We start from the raw sequence: 26079 nt of genomic DNA, 5'->3' as shown, positions 1-26079 counted from the left end.
CGTTTCCATAGGTCTAAATTTTAGTCGTCTTGTGTGTCAATGAGGGCAGGAGTTCAACGAAACTCTGGCAACGCTCCTCCCTAACCAAAGTTCGCGTCAGAAGAGGCGATATAAAAAGAGGAGCTTACCCGACTTTTATATCGAGCTCGCTCCTCGGTTTAACGGTGTTCCTTTAGCTTACTCCCCACCGCGGAGGGGAGTGAGTATTATCAGAGAAAAAGGCAACTGAAACAGTCGTTTTACACAATGCACGTATTGGAGTCTAAGACCGCCAAAGCCGTTATGTTCACAATATCCGTTACACTCGCCTCATGATCGGCAAAGTAGACGGGCTTATTAAGCCCCATCTGCATAGGGCCTACCACCTCCTCGGCATCGTCCGCCTCTCGCAAGAGTTGATAGCAAGCGTTAGAAGCGGTTAGACGGGGGAAGATGAGTACATTGGCTTTTCTTCCCTTAATCTTGTTTTCGGGGTAACGTTTGTCTCGCTTCTCGGCATGGAGTGCGAGGGAGACTTGCATCTCTCCATCGACCAAGAGGTCGGGATAGCGTTCGTGTAGTATAGCAACGGCCTTCTGTGCCTCCTGCGTGGACTCTGCATCGGTAGAGCCGAAATTGGAGAAGCCTACCAATGCCAACACAGGTTCGATACCGAAGCAACGCACCTTCTCGGCAGCCAATACGGCTATATCGACCAGCGCATCGGCCTTAAGATTACAGTTAATCATCGTATCGGTCAGGAAGAGAGGACCATTCTTTAGCGTTACCATGTGCATCGTAGCAAAGTGATTTACTCCCTTGCGCAAGCCGACCGTCTGCTTGGCAATCTCTGCCAAATATGTGTGATGGCTATAAATACCCGTGATCATGGCATCGGCATCTCCCTTGGTAAGCATCATCATACCAAAGTAGTTGGGGTCGTACATCTTATCCAATGCTGTGGGCAAGTCACCCCCTTTGCGCCAGTTTTGATGCGCCAAAAGCTCGGCATACTGGTGGCGACGTGCTTTTTCCGACTCGTCGCGGTGGTTGACAATCGTGATCCCCTCTAACGAAAGGTCTAAATCTTTGGCAAGTTGCTCCAGATGTGAGGGAATGCCGAGTATAATCGGGTGTGCCATACCCTGCGCTTTTGCCTCTACGGCGGCACGCAGCACAGCGGGATTGTCTCCTGCCGCATATACCACACGGCGAGGGCTTAGTTTGGCAGCCTCATGGAGGCGACGGGTCAAGTGACTCATCAACCCCAATCGAGAGCGCAGTTCATCTTCATAGGCCGACCAGTCTTCAATGATGCGCTGTGCAACCCCACTCTCTATAGCGGCACGTGCTACTGCCGAGGAGACACGTACAATCAAGCGAGGGTCGACTGGCTTAGGAATGAAATAATCGGGCCCGAAGTGGAGGTCTACATTGCCGTAAGCACGGGTAACTTCCTCAGGAACGGCCTCACGTGCCAGAGCTGCGATGGCGAGTGTGGCAGCCCTTTTCATCTCCTCATTGATGGCTTTGGCTTGTACGTCGAGAGCACCTCTGAATATATAAGGGAAGCCGATTACGTTGTTTATCTGGTTGGGATAGTCCGAGCGTCCCGTTGCCATGATTACGTCCTCACGCGCTGCCTTAGCCTCTTCGTAGGTAATCTCGGGATTGGGGTTAGCCAAAGCGAAAACAATCGGTTGCTTTGCCATAGCACGCACCATATCTTGAGAGAGAACTTTAGCACGAGAGAGCCCTACAAAGACGTCTGCCCCTACGATAGCCTCCGCCAAAGTATGAACATCGGTGCGAGAAGTGGCAAAATAGGCTTTTTCTTCGGTCAAATCGGCACGGTCTTTGGTGATAACGCCCTTACTGTCGAGCATCACAATGTTTTCTCTTTTGGCCCCAAAAGACTCGTAGAGTTTGGTACAAGATATAGCCGAAGCACCTGCTCCGTTGATAACAAAACGTGCCTCCTCTATCTTCTTGCCAGCAATAGAAAGGGCATTAATCAACCCCGCGGCAGATATAATAGCCGTTCCGTGCTGGTCGTCGTGCATCACAGGTATATCCAACTCTTTTTTGAGTACTTGCTCTATTTCGAAGCATTCGGGAGCCTTAATATCCTCCAGATTGATTCCACCAAAGGTGGGGGCAATAGCTTTGACGATTTCGATAAACTTCTTGGGGTCTTTCTCATCGACCTCTATATCGAATACATCAATCCCTGCATAAATTTTGAAGAGTAGTCCTTTCCCCTCCATCACAGGCTTACCCGCCATAGCTCCAATGTCGCCGAGCCCCAACACCGCCGTACCGTTGGAGATGACAGCCACCAAGTTGCCCTTGGCCGTGTATTTATAGGCAGCCGTAGGGTCGCTCTCAATATCCTTACAGGGTACTGCAACGCCTGGACTGTATGCCAGGGTCAAATCTTGCTGTGTAGCATAGGGCTTTGTGGGGCGTACCTCTATCTTCCCAGGCTGATGGCCTGCGTGGTAGGCTCTTGCCAATTCTTCTAATTTGCTGTTCATAATACTCTTTTATGTCTTATCGTACCAAAGGCAGAGTATGGGCGAGGGCTCTTGTCCCTCTCCCCACTCTTCCTCGTTTATTTATTTGCTGTTTCTCTTTCCGTACCGTTAGTGAAGTATTACTTTCCAACGCTTTTTCTCCTTCTGATAGGAGGGTACGGTCTTTACCTTGTTAAGATATGTGAGTATGCTCTCTACCGAAGTGTAGCCCGTCTGCTGATACGAGGCGGCATGCTCAAAGTGGTAAGCGTTTGCTATATAGTTGTTGTAGGCTACTCTGTATTTATGTCCTTTCTTCAAAGGCTTTTTATTGGGGGTGAAAAGCTCTACAGAAAGGCATTTTTTCGTCTTTTTATCCACGTGGTAAACGGCATAGAGACCCGAGGCATAGATAGGGCTTTCGAACTCTTTACTCCAGTTGTTTATAACTAAAGTCGAGAGTTCTTCGGGCGTGAGTTCTATTACCACCATTTCGTTGCCAAAAGGATCTAACGAATAGATATTGTGATTGGTAATCCCTCCCTTGGGAAGCGAACTCATACGTACTCCACCTCTATTCTGCAGGGTTATATCCACTCCGAGCGTAGAGCGGTGAGCATCTGCCATAAAGAACCCTAACTCATCAACGGAGGTAAAGTCTTCTGCCGCCTGACCTACTACCTTTTTGAAAAAAGGATTGCTATTAAATTCGTCTACTATGGCACGGATAGAGGAGCTTTCCTTACCTGCTGCTCGATCAATCGAAAGCAACTCTGTGGTAATCTGCATATCCCCCTTTTCGGGAATGGTTACTGTGGTCAGATAACAGTGTCTAAGGCGACTGCCCGCCTGTGTAATGATACACTTGCCCTCCTTGACGGGTTCGGTAAGCAGTGTATGTGAGTGCCCTCCGATAATAAGGTCTACCCAACTATTGTCGCGAGCTATGATACGGTCTTCCTCTAACCCTAAATGCGATACCACTATAACCGCATCGCACACATCGCGCAACTCTCGATAAGCACCGATAGTCTCTTGAGCAGGAGCAAAACGTACATGCTCGACCCAAGAAGGGTTGGTTGCAGGCAAACCACTCGGCTCCAGTTGCAACAATCCGATAAAACCAATCTTCAACCCATTAGGCATTGTGTGAATGGCACTCGGCAAAAGACGGATACCCCGTTGCGGAGCAGGAAAAACGTTGGCTGCTAAAAAGGGGAAGTGAGCTACTTGCGTGAGATAACTCAAATCCGAACGGGTATCGAACTCATGATTCCCCAATGCCGAATAGTCAAATTTGACCTCATTCATTAGGTGTGTCATAGGATATCCTCTGGGTGTAAAGAGGTCGTTGATAGGATTGCCGCTGTGATTGTCTCCCGCTCCGATAAGAAGCATGTCGGGATAAATCTGGCGCAAACTATCGACCATATAACCAAAACGAGGGAATTGGTCGATCATTGCGTGCATATCATTGACCGAGAGAAGTACTACCTTCTTGTTCTGTGCTGTTAGGGATTGTCCTGCAAAGAGAACGAGCAAACTAAGAAGACAAGCGAAGAGGCTTCTGTTTCGTCTGCTGGCTGTTTTTGAATAGCTCCGATTGTGTTCCATAAAAAGACTTTTTGTTACGTGCAAAAGTACGACTAATTCGAAGGAAAACAAAGAAATACCCACTTAAGAGGATACGTAATCTCAAAAAAAACGATACTAACGAACGCTTTTTGGAAGTCCTACAAAATATTGTTATCACAAGGGTACAAGAAAAAAGTAAAGAAAGCCAACAGAGGCAGGCGAGCCAAGCTAAATATCGGAGATGACACGGTGTATGCGGTATTGCACCATAGTCTTCGTTTCTTGTGTGTAGAGAGAAGAGACAAAAAGCAATCTCCCTTCCCGAAGAAAGACCTTCAGAAAGGGAGATTTTTTATAGAGATTTTCAGTGGTGAGCTCCCTCTAAGAAGCTCATACACCCTGTAAATGCATCAGAGTAAAGGATTACTTGCGGAAAGGACCTTTTACCACTTCGGCCTTGAGGTTACGTCCACGTACCGAGATAGCGATAGGTGTACCTACTTTGGTATAGTCCATAGTTACGTAACCCATACCGATACCCTTCTTGAGACATGGAGACATAGAACCAGAAGTTACCACTCCGATTACTTCTCCCTGCTCGTTTACAATATCGTAGTGCTGGCGAGGAATACCCTTGTCAATCATTTCAAATGCAACGAGCTTGCGTGTGAGCTTACCTGCTTTTTGCTCTTCTAAAAGCGCACGGTCTATCATCTCTTTCTTATCGTCGGTAAATTTGGTGATCCAACCTAAACCTGCTTCGATAGGAGAGTGTGTATCGTCAATATCATGACCGTAGAGGCAGAAGCACATCTCTAAGCGCAGAGTATCACGGCAACCGAGACCTGCAGGCATGATACCCTCCTCCTTTCCTGCTTCGAAAAGAGCATCCCAAATCTTCTTTGCGTAGTCGGGATAGAAATAGAGCTCGAAACCACCTGCTCCTGTATAACCTGTTGCAGAGATGATTACGTTAGGACAACCTGCAAAGAAGCCTACCTTGAAGTTATAGTACTCGATCTCTGAAAGGTTAATATCGGTAAGTTTTTGCATTACCTTGATAGCGTTGGGGCCTTGTACTGCCAGCTGAGCGATTTGGTCAGAAGCGTTTTCCAAAGCTGCACCCATAGTATTTTGAGCCTTGCACCACTCCCAATCCTTCTCGATATTAGCCGCATTGGGCACCATCATATATTTGTCTTCTTCGTAACGATAGAGGAGGAAGTCGTCTACGATACCACCTTTCCCATTAGGGAAGCAGCAGTATTGCACCTGACCTACTGCGAGCTTAGAAGCATCGTTACTGGAGACCTTTTGCAAGAAAGCAAGAGCATTAGGACCTTTTACCCAAAACTCTCCCATGTGCGAAACGTCGAAAACGCCAACATTATTAACTACATTGAGGTGCTCCTCGGTGATTCCTGAATATTCGATTGGCATATTGTAGCCTGCAAACTCGGCCATTTTTGCGCCAAGTGCAATGTGTACGTCGGTAAATGGAGTTGTTTTCATCTTATTTATATGTTTGTTTTTTTAATCAAATCGCCTCAAAGTTACGATAATATCCGATAATATCCATACCCCTATTAATGGAGATGAACTTTAGCGTGCAGGGAGGAGGTGGAAAATACAAGGAAAAACTTCTTTTCCCACTAAAAACTTATTAAACTGAGCTTCTATTCCTATTGTCTTTCTCCTCCTCAGAGAGGGTAAAAGGCTTTACATTTCTTGTTGATATTGCGCTATTGAGCTTGGATTTTATATTTTTGCTCTCCTGAACCGTAATATCTTTTTAGTATCTATTTTACGATGAAAAAAATCTATCTACTTTTAGTCGCAGCCCTCTTCTCCTTTAGTACGGCTTGTAGTACGGCTTGGGCACAACAAGTGCAACCCTCCAGTTCCTCTCGTGGAACTAAATATGAAGACTACACTTGGACTCCCTTAAAAGGTAATTTTGTAGCCACTGACTATAAAGGTGTGCAGCATGATATTGAGGCCTATTTGGCAGAGGGCAAGTGTGTTTTAATCGACCTCTCTGCCACCTACTGCTTACCCTGCTGGAATATTCACCAAGGAGGATATTTAGAAAAATACCATAACCTCTTCGGCCCCAATGGTACAAAAATGCAACGACTCGTTGTACTCTGGGTAGAAGTAACGGGTGCCCCTTGGGCAAAGATTACCGACCCCAATAGAAACTGGGCGAAACAGCACAATTCGGCAGAAGATGTAAGCTATGCCATTCTTTCGGAAAAGTTTATGGCAAGGTCGTTAGGCTTACCCGTTGCCTACGTTCCTTCTATCTATATGCTTAGTCCCAAGAAAGAGTACACCGAAATCCTCGACTCTGGCATTTTGTATTCAGAGGAGAGAATGCAAGACTTAATCAATGCATGCCCCGAAGTACCCCGTCCTCCTATGGAAGTACAAGCGAATGCCATAGACGTTGCCTATACGGGCGAAGAGATTACATGGACGCCCTCCTATCGCTCGGGCTCACCCATTACCGCGTTTCAATGGGAGTTTGAGGGAGCCAATAAGAGTACTTCAAGCGAAGAGACAGCTTCCGTTACGTGGAGCACTCCAGGTACTTATAAGGTAAAACTCACCCTAACCAACGCACAGGGTGCTACAACCGTAGAGCGCGACTATACTGTACTCGATGCCAACAAGATCACCTACCCGATATTAGTGGATGCCGAGGATGGTTTATTCCCTATGGGTTGGCGTACCTGGGAAGAAGATAAAGACCAAAAGAACTGGACTAATATCAAAACAGACTTCGACCGTCTCTCTTTAGAGCTGCCCGAGAGCTACGAGGGAGGTTATAACTCTCGCCTCTGTCTGGTATCATGGAGCTTTTTCCCGACCAGTGGTAGTCTTTCCAGCAACGGAGGTTTCAATCTCAAGGGTGAAAATGTAGAGGCCAAAAACTGGCTCGTTTCTCCACCCATTACTATCCCCGACAATGCCGAGAGCGCATCCATTTCTTTTGCAACAGGTAAGTACTTCACCTCTGCACCCGATAAATACAAACTTCTGGCAGCGACCCAATCTTTCCAACCTACATACTTTACCCACGAATTGAAAGCTGGCGAAGTAGCCTCTGCCAACGGATGGAAAGAAGAAACCATTGACTTAATGTCTTTTAAGGGTAAGACAATAACGCTTGCTTTTGTGCATGAGCGCAAAGGTACTACCAGCTCCTCAACGCCTGGATCGGGCTTCCTTTTGGACGATATCAAGATAGAAGTCAAGGTAAAGACGCCTCTACTTGAGACACTTGCAGGGGTAGAGGTGGCAGTTTATCCTACAGAGACTTCTGACTATGTCACCATTGATCTTCCCGAGGGGAGCGAGATACGTGTCTTTGACCTAATGGGTAAACTCTGCTACAAAGCTACAGCATCGGCATCTCTACACACGATAGATGTTGCGGTGTGGGCAGAGGGACGTTACTTTGTACAAGTTCTTACAGAGGGTAGGGCAAGGGCTTCTCATTCTTTCTTCGTAGATCGTTAATAGATTTTGAGCAGTAATTCTCCATCCTAACAGCAAGAGGGAACCTCCCTACCGCATATTCACAAAAAGGCTTATCTACCATTGGGTGGGTAGGTCTTTTTTTATAATCCGATCTAAGGGGAATATTAAATATAGTTGTTGCGACAATACAAAGTCTAGAAACAAATATTTTGATAATATCTATAAATAGTTTACATTTGCCCATAAGCCAATAAAGCCTCTACACAAAGAGGGTTATAGTCTATTAAAAGAATTTTTATACTCTGTATGAAGACGAATAACACTATTATATCATAAATCAATCATCTAATTTATTTATGGAAAAAAGAAATCTATTTACCCCAATGTGTGCCCTCTACCATCGAGGGCTTGTGCTATTACTCGGTATTTTGCTGCCTCTTTTGAGCTTTACCGCAGGTATTACAGAGAGTTTGGCACAGAGTAGCATCTCCTTTACCACCGAGAAAAAGGTCGGAGAGAAGGTCAAACTCCGTATCTACATCGAACCCGACACCCCTATTACCATAGAGGGAGTGGAAGAAGAATTCGAAAATCAATGGAAAGAGTACACCCTCACCCAACAGGAAGTAGTAATTACAGGGCAGGTAACCAAGTTTTATTGCTCCAACAACTTGATAACCTCGCTCAATACTTCCAACGCAGCAGAGTTGAAAGACATTATCTGCTCCTACAACAAGATGAAGAGCTTAGACTTCAGAAACAATAAGCAGATTACAGGTATCATTTCGAGCTATGGAAATTTAGAATCCATCTTTCTAAAAGGTGCCGACAAACTAAAGGCCATCGACTGCTCTAACAATAATTTGAAAGAATTAGACCTAACAGGCAATCCCGAGCTGGTAGATGTTACTTTTAGCAACAACCAATTGAAAAAACTTGACCTTAGCTCCAACAAACTAATAAAAAATCTTTTCGTTGAAAATAACGAACTGAAAACTCTAAAGATTGAAGGCATGGAAGACCTTCTTTACGTTAATTGCTTCGGCAACCTCATCAGAGGAAAAGCGATGACCGACTTGATGAATGCTTTACCCGAGAAAGCCTACGAAGAGGGAGCTTCAATTCGCATTATTAATGGCAAATCTGAACGCCCCGACAACCACTGTATGGTATCGGATGTAGAGATTGCAACCGAGAAGTTTTGGGAAGTACAGGATTATAACGGAGGGAAAAAAATAGCCTACGCAGGTACCAACGAAGCACCGCCCGCAGACGAAACCGAAGAAATCTCTTTGATTACCAGTAAAAATATAGGTGAGACTCTATTTATCAACATACAGGGAGAGGATATAGAGTTTGAGGGGCTGCAAGAAGGCTATCAAAAAGGATGGCAAAGCTACCATCTAACGGAGCAGACCGTCAAGATAAAGGGAAAAGTAACATTGCTGGACTGCTCTATCTCTAACCTCACATCGCTTGACGTAACTAAGGCTCCTTCTTTGCTGGATTTGAATTGCTCTTCTAATCAGCTAACCACCTTAGACCTTAGTCAAAACGTAAACTTAACGGACTTAGATATATTCCACAATCAACTTACTCAAATAGATCTTTCCCAGAACATCAATTTGGAGAATGCAGAGCTATCTGCGAATAAATTTACCTCATTGAACTTCAGTAATAACAGTAAACTGAAAAGAATAAATATCTTCTTTAACTCCATTAAAAAGGATGATATGAAACAGTTGATAGCCTCTCTTCCCCACAAAGAGGAAACCCAAAAGGGTGGTATTGTGGTTATCAATAGTGTACCAGGCGGTCCTCCTCATAACATCACAGAACATAATGAGTGTTGGAAAGAAGATGTAGAGGTAGCCAAAGCTAAAAATTGGCTTGTTTATGACTGGAAAGGCGGGCGGAAAGAAGAGTATTCGGGGTATTATAAACCCGAAATCGGAGACGGACTCATAACCCTACGCACAAAATTAAACCCTGGAGAAAAAATCACCTTAGACTTGGGAGTTGTAGAAGATATACCTGCTACTATAGAAGGTATAAAGGAAACTTATGAGCCAGGTGTAGGAGTAAGAGATTACACACTAACAGCTCAAGAGCTTGTTATCCGTGGAGATATTACATTTTTTGCTTGTTATGGCAACAAAATCGAGTACATCAAAGTACAAAATCCGAAGCTCGTTACACTACAAGCTTTTGATAACGAGATCAAAGAGGCAGAAATCTCTCCCAGCCCTGTACTGAAGCGTATCCTTTTATCAAACAACAAACTCACTACCCTAAAAGTAGAGAACTGCCCCAGCTTGGAGTCTATTTCTCTATTCAAAAACGAGTTGAACGAAATCGTCGTTGCCGACTGCCCTAACCTCAGCTATGTCGATTTCTTTAGTAATAAAATCAATGCAGATAAAATGGCAGCTTTCATAGCGGGACTTCCCACCATTCCCTCCGAGAGAGAAAAAGGGATGCTTCTCGCGGTAAATACCAAAGCCGAACCTAAAGAGGGCAATATATTTCCCTCTGCTTTGGTAACAACTGCTAATACTAAGAATTGGGAAGTTAGAGACTATGACGGAGGTAGTAATGGGGCACAGGGTGTTCCATTCAAAGGAACAGATGTTGCCAACAAGTCTGTCGAGTCCCTACGCATAAACTGCTATCCTAATCCTACTACGGATCAACTATTCATAGAAGGAGCTACGATGAATGAACGCATTATTATCTACGCTCTGGACGGCACCATACTCTACCAAACAAGAGTAAACGCTCCCCAAATGTGCATAGATATGCGTCAATATCCCGATGGTGCCTATTTGGTACAAGTAGAGGGGGCTGTACAAAAAGTTGTCAAACAGTGAGGTAACTCATAGATGTAGAACTGATCATTGTGAAATAGATAAGGGGATAAAGAGGGGAATCTCCCTCCCCAATTCTACCGAGCAGATGGCAGAAGTCTCCCTACAAAGAGTTTTGAAAAGAGCTCTTTGGAGAGAAGGATTATCTTTTCAAAAGGAGACTTTACGGAGTCTCTTTTAGAGGCAAAGCACCGAGGGCAAGAGCAATGGAAGTATACCCGTGATATGACCAAGCTCTTGTCTCGAAAGGGATGCAGTAGATGAGGTATTATGCAAAGGTCTCCTACAGAGAACGAGTAAAGCCTTACTGCAGGTAGAGATGCTTCGCAATGTGCGATTATAACACTCAATTATAGAGGGGCTGTGTCAATGTTAGATTTTGACATAGCCCCTTTTGACTACCTCAAAAGGCGTAAATACAAGGCTTTGAAGTGGAATGAGAGAAAGAGAGTAGAACCGACACCCATTTCCTCCTGTGTAAACTTGAGTTCTCTCCTATGCAAACTTTCAAAACCTCCTGTGTAAACTTTACTTATGACTTGTGCAAACTTTTATCTCCGTATAAACTTCTCTTATAACCCCTGCTTACACTAATTATAGGATAGCCCAAATTTCATTAGGTTTATAGCGACGATTCCACTACCTTTGTGTGTAGAGGTTGTACACTCATCATCTCTGTAAGTGGAGGGATTATCCCTCCTTATACAAAGAGAGAGTAGGCGTTAGCCTTGATAAAACACTAAGTATAAAGTAGATCGTATGAAATTTTTGGGTAAAGTCTTTTCAACTCTTGTAGTAATTTTAATCCTTGTGGTCATCTTCCTTATTGCCAAGGGAATGATTTGGATTTCGAGCGTTATTCTTAAAACAGCAGTATTAATTGCCCTTGTGCTAATGGCTATTAGCATTCTATTCTTTGTTTGGAGAAAAGCAAAGCCTAAGAGCTAACGGGGCTTACACACTTTTTTAGGACAGTATCCATTTGTCTCGCTATTTCGTATGAAGAGAGTGTAGTAGAGATCCTTTTTGTCGATGTCTGTTATTGCTACACCGCTGAAAAGGGGCAATGCAATGGAGTACACAAAAGAGCGGATTATATTAGGGGTTGATCCTGGTACTACGGTTATGGGGTATGGCTTACTGCGCATAGAGCAGAAGAAGCCCTCCTTGATCGCTATGGGTGCTATCGAACTGAATAAATATCAAGACCATTACCTCCGTTTGAACCGCATTTTTGAGCGTATAACGGGCTTAATCGAGGAGTTTCTCCCCGATGAAATGGCTCTTGAAGCTCCCTTTTATGGTAAAAATGTACAGACTATGCTCAAATTGGGGCGGGCACAGGGGGCGGCCATGATTGCGGGATTACAGCGAGGATTGCCCATTACCGAGTATGCTCCTATGCGCATAAAACAGTCCATCACGGGCAATGGGGGGGCGTCGAAAGAGCAAGTTGCCGATATGTTACAGAAGATTTTGCACATTCGTAAAGAAGATATGCCCTATTTGCTCGATGCTACCGATGGTTTAGCCGTGGCTCTTTGCCATTTTTACCAAACCAGTAACCCTTTGGCAGCGACGACAAATGTGGTACGTAATTGGGCAGACTTTGCTCGTGCCAATCCCCATAAAGTAAAGGGATTAAAATAAATTTCATTTGTCGCCGATGCCACTTTAATGTTATAGAGTTCTTTCTGCCATAGGACTTACAGAAGAGGCAGCAGTTATAACCACGATATGATAAAGAGCATTTTTACGATACCTAAAATGGATTGCCCCTGCGAGGAGCGGATGATTAGAATGAAACTCCAAGAGCAATCTTATATAGAGCGATTGACTTTTGACCTTGCGGAGCACCGATTGGAAATAATCCACCGAGAGACCGTCGAACCTATTGATAGGGCTCTGGCTTCACTCAATTTGGGCAGTCGCTTAGAGAGCTCTTTGCCATTTGAGGGAGTTGGGGTACTCCCCGCTCAGGAACACCTCTCCACACAGCGCGAGAAAGAGCTGTTGTGGTGGGTCTTGGGTATCAATTTCTTATGTTTTATTGTTGAGGGGGTATGGGGTATTTGGGCTCGATCTATGGGACTTGTAGCCGATAGCCTTGATATGCTGGCAGATGCTTTTGTTTATGGACTGGCACTTTTAGCCATAGGTCGCTCTGTGAAGAGCAAAAAGAGTGTTGCTCTTTGGGCGGGAATTTTGCAGTTGGCACTTGCAGGGTGGGGAATTATTGAAGTGGTCGAACGCTTTTTCTCTCCCGAAGTTACCCCTAATTTTTTAGTTATGATTGTCGCCTCGGTTATTGCTCTGGCGGGTAATGCAGCCTCTCTTTTGCTGCTTAATCGTGCGCAGAGTAAGGAGGCGCATATGGAGGCCTCTCGCATTTTTACCTCCAACGATGTGATTGTCAATATAGGCGTAATCGCCTCTGCGATTATTGTAGCTCTGACGAATTCTCGTTACCCCGATTTGATCGTCGGTAGCTTTGTCTTTCTGTTGGTACTAAGAGGGGCAATACGTATATTGCGTTTGGCTTGATGGTACCTTTCAAAAAAGGGCTTTGAGACCATCTCAAAATAGAAAAACAGGGATTTTTACCCTATAAAAAAAGCTACCTCCGCTTGTTGGAAGGTAGCTTTTTCATCCTTTGGTTGCCCTGTAAAAGGTAGTTCTTTTTAAGAGTTAGCCTGCTTTTTGAGGAGTTCTTTGATGTCGCTCAATAGTTTAACCTCTTCAGAGGGTTCTGCTGGAGCAGGTTCCTCTGCTTTCTGACGCTTTAGTTTCATGATGCCCTTGATCATCAGGAAGATAACAAAGGCAATAATGATAAAGTCAATTACCGTCTGTAAGAACCCTCCGACATTCATAACGACTTCGGGTTTGATTACTTCTTCTCCCTGTATAACAGCCTCACGAAGTACCCATCTGATCCCTTCTACATTGCCCGATTCTGTGAGTAAAGCAATCGGAGGCATAATGATGTCTGCCACTAATGAAGATACAATCTTACCGAAAGCTGCCCCAATGATTAGTCCGATGGCCATGTCCATCACGTTGCCTCTAACGGCAAATTCCTTAAATTCTCGAATAAACTTTCCCATAACTATTACAAACTTATATAAAACGTTATGAGCAAAGATAGAGAATATAAATCAGTTTTGAAATAGAGTACGATGAAAAAAGACCTTACCTCGTGAGAAGATACTCCTTAGATATGTTTAATCTCCTCATTAGGGCGAGCCTTATAGCGGAAGAGAAAGAGGAATAAAATCCCCGTAATGAGAGCATATCCTGAGAAAATAGCCCATACAGTACTCCACTGTACGCTCCCCTCGACCGTGTAGGCTTGCACCACTTGTCCACTTAGAGAAGATCCTATGACTGCTCCCAATCCGTTAGTTGCCAGAATAAATAGTCCCTGAACGCTAGCGCGCATAGAGGGAGGAGTTTCTGACTCTACGAATATCGACCCCGATATATTAAAGAAATCAAAAGCCATACCATAAACCACCATAGAGAGCAGTAGAGAGATAATGCCAGGGAACCCAGGATCACCGATGCTGAAGAGCCCGAAGCGCAAGAACCAAGCAAAGAAGCTCATAAGCATTACATTCTTAATCCCAAAGCGTTTCAGGAAGAAGGGTATGGCGAGGATAAAGAGGGTTTCGGATATTTGTGACAGGGAAAGAAGGATATTGGGGTAACGTACAGCAAAGCTCTCTTTGAAGAGTTCATTGTTGGCAAAACTATCCAAAAAGAGCGTTCCGTAAGCGTTAGTGATCTGTAGGGCTGCTCCTAAGAGGATTGAGAAAATAAAGAATACCGCCATCTTTGTATCCTTGAGCATGACGAGAGCATCCAATCCGAGCGAGGAGAGTAAGCCTTTTGCCTTTTCTTTATTCAAACCGTGAGGTACTTTAGGTAGGCTCAGGCTGTAAAGTGTAGCACATAAAGCCGCTCCTGCTCCAAAGAAAAATTGGTTAGGGCTGTCCATAAACCCTAAAATGTTTACAATCCACATCGCTACAATGAAACCCACCGTTCCCCACACACGTATCGGGGGAAAGCTCTTCACAACATCGGCACCTACACTATTAAGCACACTATACGAGACAGTATAGCTTAGCGAGAGGGTAGGCATATAGAAGAAGTTGAGAAGAAGGACTACCAGAAAGACGGTACTATAAGGAGTGCCTGCAGGAAGTAGACCCAAAACCACGAGCAAGACTGAGGCAAGCAGGTAGCAGATACCCAAAAGACGTTCTGCGTTGACCCATCGGTCGGCCACAATACCCATCAATGCAGGCATAATGATAGAGGCAATGCCCCCCGTGGCAAATAGATTGCCTATCTGTGCCCCGTCGAAATGCATCACATTACCAAAGTAACGACCCATAGATATGAGCCATGCACCCCACATGAAGAACTGTAAGAAGTTCATTGCTGTGAGTCTAATCTTGGCATCCTTTGCAGCTTTCATCGTTTTGTATGGATAAGTTCAGTTCTCTTCTTTTTCTTTTGCAGGTGTTTACCTATCTCTTTTATATGTTTTGTGCGAAGAGCTTATTACCCCCATTCTTATGCCGCCCGACTCTAATTGAATGCGAGCTCCCGATGGAAATACATAGTTCATTATGTTGGCGGTAATCTTAGAGCCGCTTAAAGTCTCTCTGCGAACGGGAAGAATAACTATCTCCAGTGGTGCGTTGAGCTTTATAGACCCCGTGTTGGCATCTCTTGTACTGTGTAGTTCGAGGTGTTTGGTAATTAAAGAGCTGATATTGTTGAAGACGTATGCCCTCTGGTTGATGTTGTACTGTGTAGAAAGGTACGACACATCGGGATGGGTCAATTCCGTGTAGCCGTTCTGAAAGAACGAGTTGATAGAATCTTTTGGAATCAATAATGTATAGGCAGGAGGGTTCAATACGGTTTGAGTTTCTGAGGGAACGTTTACAGGCAGTTTGAGTTGGGCATCGTTGATAACGCGCGTTCTGCTTGCATCTCCGAGTGTAGCACCAAAAGCTTTTTGCAAATCTTCTGCCGAGAGAGAGAGTTGCATGGCCACTCCTTGCGGCGATTTGACATAGGCATAGTCATTGTTGGGCACTAACAAGTTGTCGATGTTGCTATTCTCAAACTGTTGTAGCATGTAGAGCTGGTTGGTATTGGTGAAGCGAGACGTTCCCACTACGTTCATTACTGTGTCTCTTCCTGCTTGGTTAGGTCCTTCGTAGCGATAGGTGTAGTAGAGGACAAGCGTGGTGTTATAAACGCTTAGCATACAGCCCGAACCTGTGGTCGAGCGCACGTAAAGTCCTCGAAGGATTTGCCCCTCGAAATTCTGTTGTGTGTCAAAGCTTATGGGAGAGTTTATAGAGGCGTTGTGAATACGTTCGCCCAACTCTCTATCGAGAGGTATCTTCAGGGTGTGGTATCCCTTGGCATTTCCTGCTTGATAGGTGTGGGTACCAAGTAGTTGAGCATCTTTAATGTAGGGAGTTAAGTCTCTCGAGTAGCGACTTTCTGGAAGGGGTTGCTTTACTTCATATACAGCTACCTTGGCCCATGTAGTAGAGTCGCCTACCCAAGAAGCATAGCTAACCTCCAAGGCTACCGAATCGATTTTCCCATTGATAGGGGTGTGTTTGAGTTTAAATCCAGGGGCATGTTGCAGACGGGTGATGTAAGAAGAACGGAAATTACCAAAGAAAGGATCGCTTAGCTGCCCTAAAAGGGTGTAGGTAGAACGGCTGTAAATGGAGTCTACCGCGATTGTTTTTGCTGAGAGCAACAGAGTGTCTGATTGCGTCTGTATATGTTGGTCTGAAGGGAGTGATAACCCTACATCCGAGAGACGATCATTACAAGCAGCAAAAAGGAGTGAAACCCCGATGCTAATGAGGGTTAACAAAGGTTTGAACAGGTTGGTCTTCATCTTGAATCTCTTGGGTGAAAAAGGAGTTTCGCTTCCTGTGTCTTTTCAGTTGTCAAAAGTCCGACTTTTGGGTGCTAACAGGAAAGAAATACCCCGATGGGATTAAAACGACAAACAAAAAGATTTTAGTCAATGAGAGAGTCGTAGAAGTCTTGGAACTTTTGTACGTTCTCTTTCAAGTCTCCTGGGTACTCCAAAACAGGTTTGTTACACTGTTTCGCATAATCAAAAAGAGTGCTTTGGGTTGGTTGTTCTGGCATGATAACACCGTCGCAGTGTGCTATAGCCATGCGGCGAATAGCCTCTGGAGTGTGCTCTCCATTCATGGGGGCTACAAGGTCGTTCTCTATACCGTCGAAGCGCAGAGCTTCCATGATGTTGGGAGCGATTTCACCCTCTTCTTCCTTCTCAAAGGGAGAGTAGACAATCTTAGCCTTATTGAAGCAAGGGTCGTCCTTATAGATGGTTTTCAGGTAAGCAGGTGCCAGTGCTCCGAACCATCCCGCACAGTGTATCACGTCGGGAATCCATCTCAGTTTCTTTATAGCTTCAAAGACCCCATGCACAAAGAAGATAGAACGGTCTGCTGTGTCGTTGCCATACTTCTCTTCAATACCAAAAAGAGATTTGCGCTTGAAGAACTCGTCATTGTCTATAAAGTAAACTTGTATACGAGACTGTGGCACAGAGGCTACTTTGATGATGAGCGGATAGTCTGTATCGTTGACTATGATATTGATACCCGACAGGCGAATCACTTCGTGCAACTGATGGCGGCGTTCGTTGATAAGCCCGTAACGTGGCATGAAAATACGTACATCACTGCCATTTTCTTGGATACGTTGAGGTAACCATCTAGAAAAAATCCCCATAGGACTTTCATCCAAATAGGGGGTAATCTCTTGTGATATATATAGAATTCTTTTTTGGCTCATAATGCGCAACTATTTTAATGATAGGCACAAAAGTACTAAAAAAGAGCCAACTACGCAAAAAAGGTATATGGAAAGCACCCCTGCTCTCTCGAAAGAACTTTGTAAACTTCTTCCAATAAGAGTAAGGGGTGCGTGTGTAAACTTTAACTCTCCTTTCGAGGTGCGGATATATCTATCGAAGAGGATGAGAAAAAGAGTATGGCTACGGTCTATTGTCTCTCTCTCTTACCGATAGAGAGGCAGGTGGATTTTTGCTGATGCGTACAAGTTGCGGAGGGGTCTTCATCAGCTTCTACTCCGTTGGGGGTGTCCAAAATGCGGATTTCATAGCCTATCTTTTGGAGTTTCTTTGCCAGATGCTCCAAAGAGGTTTTGTCTTGATCGAAAACCAATAGAATTACATTGTTATCGATGTCGAACTCCATGTCTTTCATCCCTTTCTCAAATTGTAGAGCCTTGCGAATCTTTTCTTCACAGCTCGTACAGTGCATACGCGGTGTGGGGGCAACGTACACTTTGACAATGTTTTTAGCAAACAGGGCTGTGCTACATAGCAACGCAAGCAGGATAGATACAAAAGTTGTCTTCATATTGATTATAACGTTTTAAGAGTTTATTCTATTTTCTATTTGATGGGTGCGTTAGTTGTCGAATACATTGAAGCGGATACCCATATAGACCATGATGCCTTCTGTGGGGCCCCATACCATTGTCGCGTCAAAGTTGGGTCCCCAAGGATTACGAGCATCGATAATGGGACTTCTTTGGGTAAAGTTGGTCATGTTTTCTGCACCCAAATAGATAGACCATTTTGGGAAAAAACGTGTTATCTGCGCACTAAGCATCGGGTAGGTAGGGAAAGTACTATCCCATGATGGGGTGCCGTCTGCGAGAAGATAGGGCGAGGGCATTCGTCCCCGTCCGTTGACCGAGAGCGTAACATCGCCTTGCCAACGTCTTAGAGGGGTCTTGTAGGAGAGTGAAAGCAATCCTTTGAAAAGAGAACTTAAAGGCTCTTGCTGAAGTATGTTATTGGTTGTCGTACGCACATCGGTATAGCGGAAAGCTGCCGTTACGTCCAAATCTTTTAAGAGCTTATAGGCTGCATCGATTTGGAACGTGTGCGAGAACGATGACCCATCGCCCAGTGGATAGAAATGTACCTCATGGGCATTCTTATCCATATCCATAATTAATCGATTATTGAAGTGTGTGTAGTAGTACTCAAGGTTGAGATCTAATTTTTTGTGTTGCCAAAGCGGTATTTCCCAGCTGTTGCTGATACCATAGTTCCAAGAGTTTTCTTGTAGTTGGTTAGCTCCCTCGGCTATTACGAATGCTCTGCTTGAGGCCAGTAGATGATAGTTTTCGATGAGAATCCTTTGTGTACGATAGCCTTTCCCCACTGATAGGCGTATGTTGGTGTAGTCGGTAGGGCTGTAACGTACGTGTAGACGAGGAGTAACAAAGAAGCCATGTAGGTTACTGTAGTCCGCTCTGATGCCACCCATTAGCGTGAAATGTCCGTTAGGGGTATAGGTGTACTGTGCGTAGGCTCCAGGTACAGACTCAAGGAAAGTGTTGTAAACCGATTTTTCGCCAGCTCGTGCCAACAGTTGAGCGTCTTGCTTCCACTCATCGTATTGCCAGCTAAGTCCTGTTGATAGTGCATGTTTTGCCTGCCACTGTGTTTCAAAGATTAGAGAAGCATAGAGGTTACTCTGGTCTATGTTTAACGTCTTTAGTCCATAGTTTGAGTCCATTTTTTGCTTCCCAGCATCCAGTATCAGTGCCATGTTACTGCCGTTTTCATCGTTGAAAGCGTGTGCAATTTTGGCAAACGCCTCTGCTCTGTGATTTTCGATACCGATTTTGTAGCGATTAGGAAAGGGCTTATAATGATAACCCAACTGTCCTGACCGTCTATTCTCATAGAGGTAGAGCCATCCTGTTTGGAGCATAGTACGTCCCCCCTTATAGGTCCAGCGGTTCATCACATTGTATTGCCTTTGAAGAGGCATATCTACAAAGGAATCTCCGTTATAATCGTGTGCAAGAGAGCGATCTTCTATATGTGTTAGAAGTGCTGTACTCCAATGTTTCCCGAATTGATAGTTGCCGATAAAATTACCCTCGGCGCGCAATCCTTGATCAAGATAAATGTTCCCGTCTAAATATCGGTCTGTATTGGGTTTTCTGTACTCTATATTGATTTGTCCCGTCATAGACTCGAAGCCATTCTTGACGGAGGCTGCTCCTTTGGATACTTGTATGCTTTCTATCCATGTACCAGGGATATAGCCTAAAGCAAAAGGGGCAGAAACACCCCTAAAATTGGGGATATTTTCTGTTTGCATTTGTACATACTTACCGCTTAAGCCGAGCAACCGTATTTGCTTAGATCCTGTTGCTGCATCAGTAGTGGAGACATCTACCGAGGGGTTGGTTGTAAAGCTTTCGCCCAAACTACAGCAGGCCGCTCGCAAAAGCTCGCCCATATTGATGCGTTCTTGATTGCCTGCCGAGAGTTTAGAGCGTGTACGTCCGCGTTGGAAAGCAAGTACTTCTACCTCTTTCATCTGTAAGGTGTGTAGCGTAACCTTAAGCTTTGCGGTCTCTATCGTCACAGGAATAGTGTCTGAACGAAATCCCATGGAGCTAATAATAACTTGGTTACTCTGCTCCGACCGAGGCAGAGTAAAGGAGCCCTCTTCGTTGGTTGTGGTATGGGTAAAAGTGCCTAACCAATAGACATTGGCAGAGGGTAGTGGAGCCCCCTCTTCATCTACTACAATGCCTGTTAGCACAGAAGCATCTTGTGCTTTTGATGAGAGGGATATGATTGGTAGGGATAGTAGGCAAATGACTAACCCCTTAAGAGTTTGATTCATATGTGTACATTAAAATTGAAATGAATACTGAGTAAATAATCACAACTATGTTATGGATGTTCGTGTGTACCATTACGTATAGGTACATGTGGGTATAACCTTCTCTCAAGGTCTCACGACAAGAGAGAGGAAAGTATTCAAATTCTTAGTACACAACCGTATGAAAGGATATGCCTACCCTCAGGAGGGGCAGGAGGCGTGGGGAGTCTTTGAGGCGTAATAGCCGTTGCCACAAGGGGGAGGATGCGATGGGGTGAATTGACCTCTGAGAGGGTAATCCATGGGCAATCGGCACTCTCGGACGAATCTTTCGGGAGGGTGTAACTATCCACGTGGAGCACTTCGACCTTGGGCACGCAGTCTGAGCAGTCTTCCCCTCCATTACAAAGGCATTTCTCGGGGTGCATAGTACCCTCTTTGATGGGTAGAGAGGCGAATAAGTGTCCCGCCCAACTCTCCGTAGCAAGGCGTTCCATAGGGCACCCCTCGGGAGCTACCTGAGTACAGATACATGCACAGCAGACCTCAACACTCTTGAAGCCCACGCTGAACAGCAACATTAACCCCACGAAGATAGGGAGCGTTATACTCTTGATAACTCTATTCCACATAGTTTAGGAGCATCCTTTTCGCAATTACTCCGAGGCAAATGTAAGACAAAAATCCAATATATCATCCTGTTGTATAGGTCTGATTTTAATATAGTCGTAGCGCGTTTTTGAGCAAGCTCAATAGCATACTCTTTTTAGCTCCTTATTGTTTCTCTTTTTACTCCATATTACGGTTGATTTATAGTGGGTTATGTTCTGTTTTGTAGACTTCTCTTTTTTGATTTTAGTCCACGGATAACCCATGGAAACGACCGTGCTAAAAAAGAATAAAAAAGGAAAGGGATCCCCCTCTTCACCATAGGAGAGGACTTATTTCTATATCGAAAATAATGCTTTTCATCGCTATGATTACTCCTTTGTAGTAGCCTCTATATTGCCCCGTTCATAGCCTTTTCTCTCTTTCTCGATAGCCTTTTAAGAGAGGGCTTTTATTAACTGAAAAGTTTACTCGGATGGTTTCGAAAGTTTGCACAGATGGTTTCAAGAGTTTACACAGAAGGTTTTGAAAGTTTGCATAGGAGAGAACTCAAGTTTACGTATATGGTTTACATGGATGCTTTGGAACGGTTAGAACTAAGCCTTGCTCGGATGGGCTATAATGAGACTTTCAGAGCTGATGGAGGAGAAGAGGGTACAAAAAAGCCCCTTCCCCATTTCGGAGAAGAGGCTTTGCTTTTAGAGGGTTCACAGTATGAGGCCGCTATGGGGCTCTGTGCGCTTCTAAGGGCTTATATACTTCGCTCGATGCTCCACATAAAAGCGCGTAGACCCTGCAGCGGATTTTCTCTGTCGATTTCTGCCAAGGCATCCAATAGTTTGTGTGCTCTCTCTTCAGTGCAGGCTACAAGGAGAGCTCCATTAAGCGTAGGCCACGCATGTGTGCCGAGGTGAGGTACACCTGTATTAGAGCCAGCCCCTTGAAGCTCTTCCCATTGGGTATATCCCCTCAGGTTGAAACGACTTAGAGCTTTTATAATAAGTCCGTGAAGGGCTTGATTGAAACTGATAAAAACAATCTTTTGAGGTTCCATAATTATACTTATTAGAGGGTTTTACACTCCTTAATTTCTACGTCTTTGGAGAGCCTTTCTGTTTCGTTTGACCCGTCTGCCCAAAAGAGAAGCGTAAATGGTAGGAATCAAAATCAAAGTAACAAATGTAGATATGGAGAGACCGAAAGCCACGGTTACACCCATGGGTTGCCACGTTTCGCTACCCTCTCCGATACCAACAGCCATGGGTACCATCCCCAAGACAGTAGTAAGGGTAGTCATAAGCACTGGACGTAAGCGAGACTTACCCGAGTGCAGTATGGCTCTACGAACGCTCAGCCCTCGCTCTCTGCCCAAGCGGGCATAGTCGATAAGTACAATACCATTTTTCACTACAATACCCACCAACATGATCGCACCGATAAAGGCAATGATACTAAGCGGTACACGTGTGAGTGCCAACCCTATGATAACCCCAGTAAACGCAAATGGTACAGAGAACATAATCACAAAGGGGTCGAACATACTTTCAAACTGGGCTGCCATTACAATGTAGACCAAAATCATAATTAGTATAAGGAGTACACTCAAGTCCCCAAAAGCCTCCTGTTGCTGTTCATAGCTTCCCGATATTTTATAGGTTACCCCTGCTGGCAGTTCGGTATTTTTGAGAACTGCATTGGCATCTTTTACCAAGTCTGAGAGAGGCACTCCCTCGGCTGCAACCATTGCGAGCGTTACCACACGCTCTCTATCTTTTCGTTTGATAGATGGCGGAGTAAAATACTCATTTATCGTACCTAAGTCTCCCAAGCGCACAGCAGCTCCCGTTGGAGTATGTACTAAAATGTTGTTCATATCCTCCAAAGAGCGTCGATACTCAGGTGCCAAACGAACACGTATCTCGTACTCCTTACCATCTTCCCTATAGTGAGAGGCAAGGTTACCCATGACGCTATTGTTGAGAATTAACGCTGCAGTGGAGATATTAAGCCCATGTTCGGCCAATTTCTTGCGGTCGAAATCCATTCGATACTCGGGCATATTTCTACTTCGGTCGTTGTTAACTTCCGAGCAGGAAGGACGCTTTTTAAGCTCTTCCTGTATCAAATTGGCCGTCTGATTTGTTTTTTCAAAGTCGTATCCATATATCTCAACGGCTACGGCGGTCTGTCCTCCTACCTGCTGCCCCCCTGGAGTAACGACATAGGTATTGATGCCTGGAATGTTGGCGAGATCTTCTCGCATCAAATCGGCTATGGCATAAATGCTTTTATCGCGCTCTGATGCATTGACAAATCCGATATTGTAGCGCAGTACGTTATTACCACTCCCCGAGAGGGTTGCAAAAGCATTACCCGCATCTGCTGTACCTACGGTGAGATTACAGTTTACCATCTCGGGATACTTTTCTTGCCACATTTTAGAGATCATAAGTCCTTTCTCTCTCGCCATATCGAGACTCGTTCCTAAGGGCAGGTCTATACGTGCGGTCATAGAAGCGTTGTCGTTCTGGGGCATGAACTCTGTTTTGACTGTAGACCCCAAGATAATAGAGCCCCCGAATATGAGTATTGCCAAAAGAATGGTAAAGGTGCGGTGGCCTAAAGCCCATCTAAGAGAGCGGGCATAGATATTTTCTACCCATGTGAGAGTAGCCTCTATCCATCGCTGTACTTTGTTGAGCTCTTGAGAGGTCTTTTTTTGCTTGCGACGCAATATATGTGCGCAGAGCGAAGGGGTAAGCGTAAGAGCCCCAATGGTAGATACAATCATGATGATACTCACAATCCACCCCAATTGCTGGAACATGATACCCGTCATCCCTCCAAGCATTGTGAGTGGGAGGAATACGGCAAGCATTGTGAGTGTAGAGGCGATAACCGAGATGGCGACCTCATTTGTAGCGTGTATGGCTGCTTGTTTGGGGTAACTCCCTCGCTCAATATGTGTGGTAATATTCTCCAAAACAACGATGGCATCGTCTACAACCATACCGATAGCTATGGACAAAGAGCTCATAGAAATAATGTTAAGCGTATTGCCCGTTAGCATCAAGTAGATGAAAGAGCCTATCAAAGAGATAGGAATGGTAAGTACGATGATGAATGTTGCTCTCCAGCGTCCTAAGAATAGTAATACCACGAAGATGACTACTATAAAGGTGATGAATATCGTATTCGTAAGACTGGAGATGGTATCCTCTATATAATTAGAGGTATTCATCACAGAAGATATTTTTACGTCACTGGGTAGAGTACTCTCCAGTTTGGGGAGAAGTTCCGTTATCTTATTAGATATAGTTACAGAGTTGGCTCCACTCTGCTTGTTTATAATAATAAGGGCACTACGGTTGCCGTTGTTATAAGCCTCCTGCATCTGTTCGGCAATGGTATCTTCTACTCGAGCCACGTCTCGGAGGTATATATTCTGTCCTCCACGGCTTGCTACAACAATGTCGCCCAGCTCGGAAGGATCTGAAAATTCGCCCTGTACGCGGATAGAGTTCGTTTGATTGCCGATGGTTATTTGCCCAGCAGGGATGTTGCTATTTTCTGCACGGATAATCGAGCCTATCTGCGGTATGGATAAACCATAGGCCTCAAGAGCAGTGGGATCGCAATATATTTGTATCTGCCTTTTTATAGTACCCGATGCAGAGACACTACCGATACCGTCGATGCGCCCGAGGGGGTTGACTACTTTTTCCTCAAGTATCTTGTCCAGCCCCGTGGTACTCTCCTCTGCCGTAGCTACGAGGATTTGGATAGGAATATCATCGGCACTGAACTTAAAGAGCATAGGGTCTCGCACCCCATCGGGGAGTGACTCGGTAAGGAGTCCCAATTTATCGCGTACGTCGTTCGTTGCCACGTCCATATCGGTACCTTCGTTGAATTCGATGGTTACGATGGAAACGTTCTCTCTACTCTCACTCGTGATATGCTTTTGATTGGCAATCCCGTTCAAGACATTCTCGAGGGGGCTGGTTACGTTTGCTTCTACGTCCATGGGACCAGCACCTGGATAGGAGGTAAATACGATGATACGCCCAAACTCAATATCGGGGTAAAGGTCTATAGGTAGCTTTTGAAGAGAGAAAAGCCCTAATATCACCACCGCAACGAATATAAGTATCGTCGTGATGGGCTTTTTGACGGCTGCACTGTATATACTCATAATGGTAGATTGGTTGAGGCTTTTGCCGTGATTATTTGTTGACTACTCTAACGTGTACACCATCGCGAAGGGTTTGAGATCCCTCAGTAATGACTACATCGCCCTCTTTCAAGCCTTCGATAACTTCGATGAAGCCATCGTGTCTTGCTCCAATTTTCAGTTCCGCACGCACCGCCTTATCTCCCTCGAGGGTAAAGGCATAGTAGTCGCCGCTACCGCCCTGCTTGACTACGGCGCGGTCTGATACAAGTAATTTCTTCTCTTCTCCAAAGTCCAGAGTTGCACGAGCAAACATACCAGGACGGAGCACACTCTTGCTGTTGTTTACTTCGATCTCTACGGGGAAGGTGTGGGTCGTTGGGTTTATAGTTGGGTAGATGAGAGAAACTTTACCTTGAAACTCCTCATTGCCCAAAGCATCTACCGTGAGGGTAGCAGGCATTCCTTTAGTTACCTTGCTATATAAACGCTCCGATACATTGAAGCGGAGCTTAACAGGGTTAATCTCCTGAATTGTAAATATAGGTGCCGTTGGACTGCACATATCGCCACTATCGTAGTTACGAGCTGTTACGATACCACTTATAGGACTGCGAAGGAAAGTGTTTTCCTGAACGTTTTTGAAGTTGGTCTCTGCTATGGTAAGCGCGCTACGACGAGCCTCCCACTGCGCTTGCGATACACCTCCTATCTTGTAGAGTTCGTCGGTACGCTGGAAAGCAAGGCGAGCGTCAGCCACTTGTACTTGCACTTGATTGAGCTGACTATTGTCCATTTCTGCCAAAATCTGCCCCTTGCTAACGAAAGCTCCTACCTCGGTACGGATACTTTTGATGCGCCCTGCCATTTGCGGAGCAATGTTGTTTTTGGTCTTTGCCTCTATGGTTGCCGAGAAAAGCTCCGTTTGTCGGATTATGTTGTACGCAACCACTGAGGTTTCTACCACTACGCGAGTGGTATCTTCTGCTACTTGTTCTTCTTTGGCGGTCGTGCTACCACAGGAAAAGAGAGATAGGGTAACTCCTAAAGAGCCTATAGAGAGAAGGAGCTTGTTTATGATTGATCGAGTCATAGTGCAGTTCGTTTTTCTAATTATGATATTC

At 44.9% G+C, this 26079-nt stretch carries 18 protein-coding genes; 5 read left to right on the top strand and 13 right to left on the bottom strand.

The window, feature by feature from the left end; translation table 11 throughout:
* Positions 1–239: 239 nt before the first annotated feature.
* The 3 genes from B5D06_RS04405 to gcvT form a co-directional block, all read right to left on the bottom strand.
* Positions 240–2516 carry an NADP-dependent malic enzyme gene (locus B5D06_RS04405; RefSeq protein WP_078736809.1) on the bottom strand — a complete coding sequence of 759 codons (2277 nt, stop codon included), beginning with the start codon at positions 2514–2516 and terminating at the stop codon, positions 240–242.
* Positions 2517–2624: 108 nt separating this feature from the next.
* A complete protein-coding gene (locus B5D06_RS04400) occupies positions 2625–4109 on the bottom strand; it encodes a bifunctional metallophosphatase/5'-nucleotidase (RefSeq protein WP_078736808.1) in 1485 nt (494 codons plus the stop codon).
* A gap of 384 nt (positions 4110–4493) precedes the next feature.
* Complete coding sequence (gene gcvT, locus B5D06_RS04395) at positions 4494–5582, bottom strand: glycine cleavage system aminomethyltransferase GcvT (RefSeq protein ID WP_078736807.1); 1089 nt, start codon at positions 5580–5582, stop codon at positions 4494–4496.
* Between the two features lie 297 nt (positions 5583–5879).
* Between gcvT and B5D06_RS04390 the strand changes: the two genes are divergently transcribed.
* The 5 genes from B5D06_RS04390 (at position 5880) to B5D06_RS04370 (ending at position 12967) form a co-directional block, all read left to right on the top strand.
* Positions 5880–7595, top strand: coding sequence for a T9SS-dependent choice-of-anchor J family protein (locus B5D06_RS04390; protein WP_078736806.1), 1716 nt, complete (start codon positions 5880–5882; stop codon positions 7593–7595).
* Between the two features lie 317 nt (positions 7596–7912).
* Complete coding sequence (locus B5D06_RS04385) at positions 7913–10426, top strand: T9SS type A sorting domain-containing protein (protein ID WP_078736805.1); 2514 nt, start codon at positions 7913–7915, stop codon at positions 10424–10426.
* A gap of 756 nt (positions 10427–11182) precedes the next feature.
* Positions 11183–11371, top strand: a complete 189-nt coding sequence (locus B5D06_RS04380) for a hypothetical protein (protein ID WP_078736804.1) — start codon at positions 11183–11185, stop codon at positions 11369–11371.
* 123 nt (positions 11372–11494) lie between these two features.
* A complete protein-coding gene (gene ruvC, locus B5D06_RS04375) occupies positions 11495–12073 on the top strand; it encodes a crossover junction endodeoxyribonuclease RuvC (RefSeq protein ID WP_078736830.1) in 579 nt (192 codons plus the stop codon).
* An 87-nt stretch (positions 12074–12160) separates the two neighbouring features.
* Positions 12161–12967 (top strand): cation efflux transmembrane domain-containing protein, encoded by an 807-nt coding sequence (locus B5D06_RS04370; RefSeq protein ID WP_078736803.1) that lies wholly within the window; start codon positions 12161–12163, stop codon positions 12965–12967.
* A 137-nt stretch (positions 12968–13104) separates the two neighbouring features.
* Here B5D06_RS04370 and mscL read toward each other — a convergent pair whose 3' ends face one another.
* The 10 genes from mscL to B5D06_RS04320 all read right to left on the bottom strand — a co-directional run bounded on the left by mscL (position 13105) and on the right by B5D06_RS04320 (position 26048).
* Positions 13105–13530, bottom strand: coding sequence for a large-conductance mechanosensitive channel protein MscL (gene mscL / locus B5D06_RS04365; RefSeq protein WP_078736802.1), 426 nt, complete (start codon positions 13528–13530; stop codon positions 13105–13107).
* A gap of 107 nt (positions 13531–13637) precedes the next feature.
* The gene (locus B5D06_RS04360; RefSeq protein WP_078736801.1) at positions 13638–14909 is read right to left on the bottom strand and encodes a nucleoside permease; all 1272 of its coding nucleotides are present in this window, start codon (positions 14907–14909) and stop codon (positions 13638–13640) included.
* Between the two features lie 48 nt (positions 14910–14957).
* Positions 14958–16367, bottom strand: a complete 1410-nt coding sequence (locus tag B5D06_RS04355) for a DUF4270 domain-containing protein (protein WP_078736800.1) — start codon at positions 16365–16367, stop codon at positions 14958–14960.
* A 125-nt stretch (positions 16368–16492) separates the two neighbouring features.
* Positions 16493–17302, bottom strand: coding sequence for a glycogen/starch synthase (locus B5D06_RS04350; protein WP_078736799.1), 810 nt, complete (start codon positions 17300–17302; stop codon positions 16493–16495).
* Between the two features lie 209 nt (positions 17303–17511).
* Positions 17512–17892 carry a cation transporter gene (locus tag B5D06_RS04345; RefSeq protein ID WP_078736798.1) on the bottom strand — a complete coding sequence of 127 codons (381 nt, stop codon included), beginning with the start codon at positions 17890–17892 and terminating at the stop codon, positions 17512–17514.
* Between the two features lie 51 nt (positions 17893–17943).
* Positions 17944–20193, bottom strand: a complete 2250-nt coding sequence (locus B5D06_RS04340; protein ID WP_078736797.1) for a TonB-dependent receptor — start codon at positions 20191–20193, stop codon at positions 17944–17946.
* Positions 20194–20330: 137 nt separating this feature from the next.
* Positions 20331–20804 carry a hypothetical protein gene (locus B5D06_RS04335; RefSeq protein WP_078736796.1) on the bottom strand — a complete coding sequence of 158 codons (474 nt, stop codon included), beginning with the start codon at positions 20802–20804 and terminating at the stop codon, positions 20331–20333.
* Between the two features lie 728 nt (positions 20805–21532).
* A complete protein-coding gene (locus tag B5D06_RS04330; protein WP_078736795.1) occupies positions 21533–21835 on the bottom strand; it encodes a PG0541 family transporter-associated protein in 303 nt (100 codons plus the stop codon).
* A gap of 30 nt (positions 21836–21865) precedes the next feature.
* Positions 21866–24976, bottom strand: coding sequence for an efflux RND transporter permease subunit (locus B5D06_RS04325; protein WP_078736794.1), 3111 nt, complete (start codon positions 24974–24976; stop codon positions 21866–21868).
* A 31-nt stretch (positions 24977–25007) separates the two neighbouring features.
* Entirely contained in the window at positions 25008–26048 is a 1041-nt protein-coding gene (locus B5D06_RS04320) for an efflux RND transporter periplasmic adaptor subunit (RefSeq protein ID WP_078736793.1), read from the bottom strand.
* Positions 26049–26079 lie beyond the last annotated feature (31 nt).

The organism is Porphyromonas circumdentaria (assembly GCF_900167105.1).
Classification (GTDB): domain Bacteria; phylum Bacteroidota; class Bacteroidia; order Bacteroidales; family Porphyromonadaceae; genus Porphyromonas; species Porphyromonas circumdentaria.
This window is presented reverse-complemented; position numbering and strand designations above follow the sequence as displayed.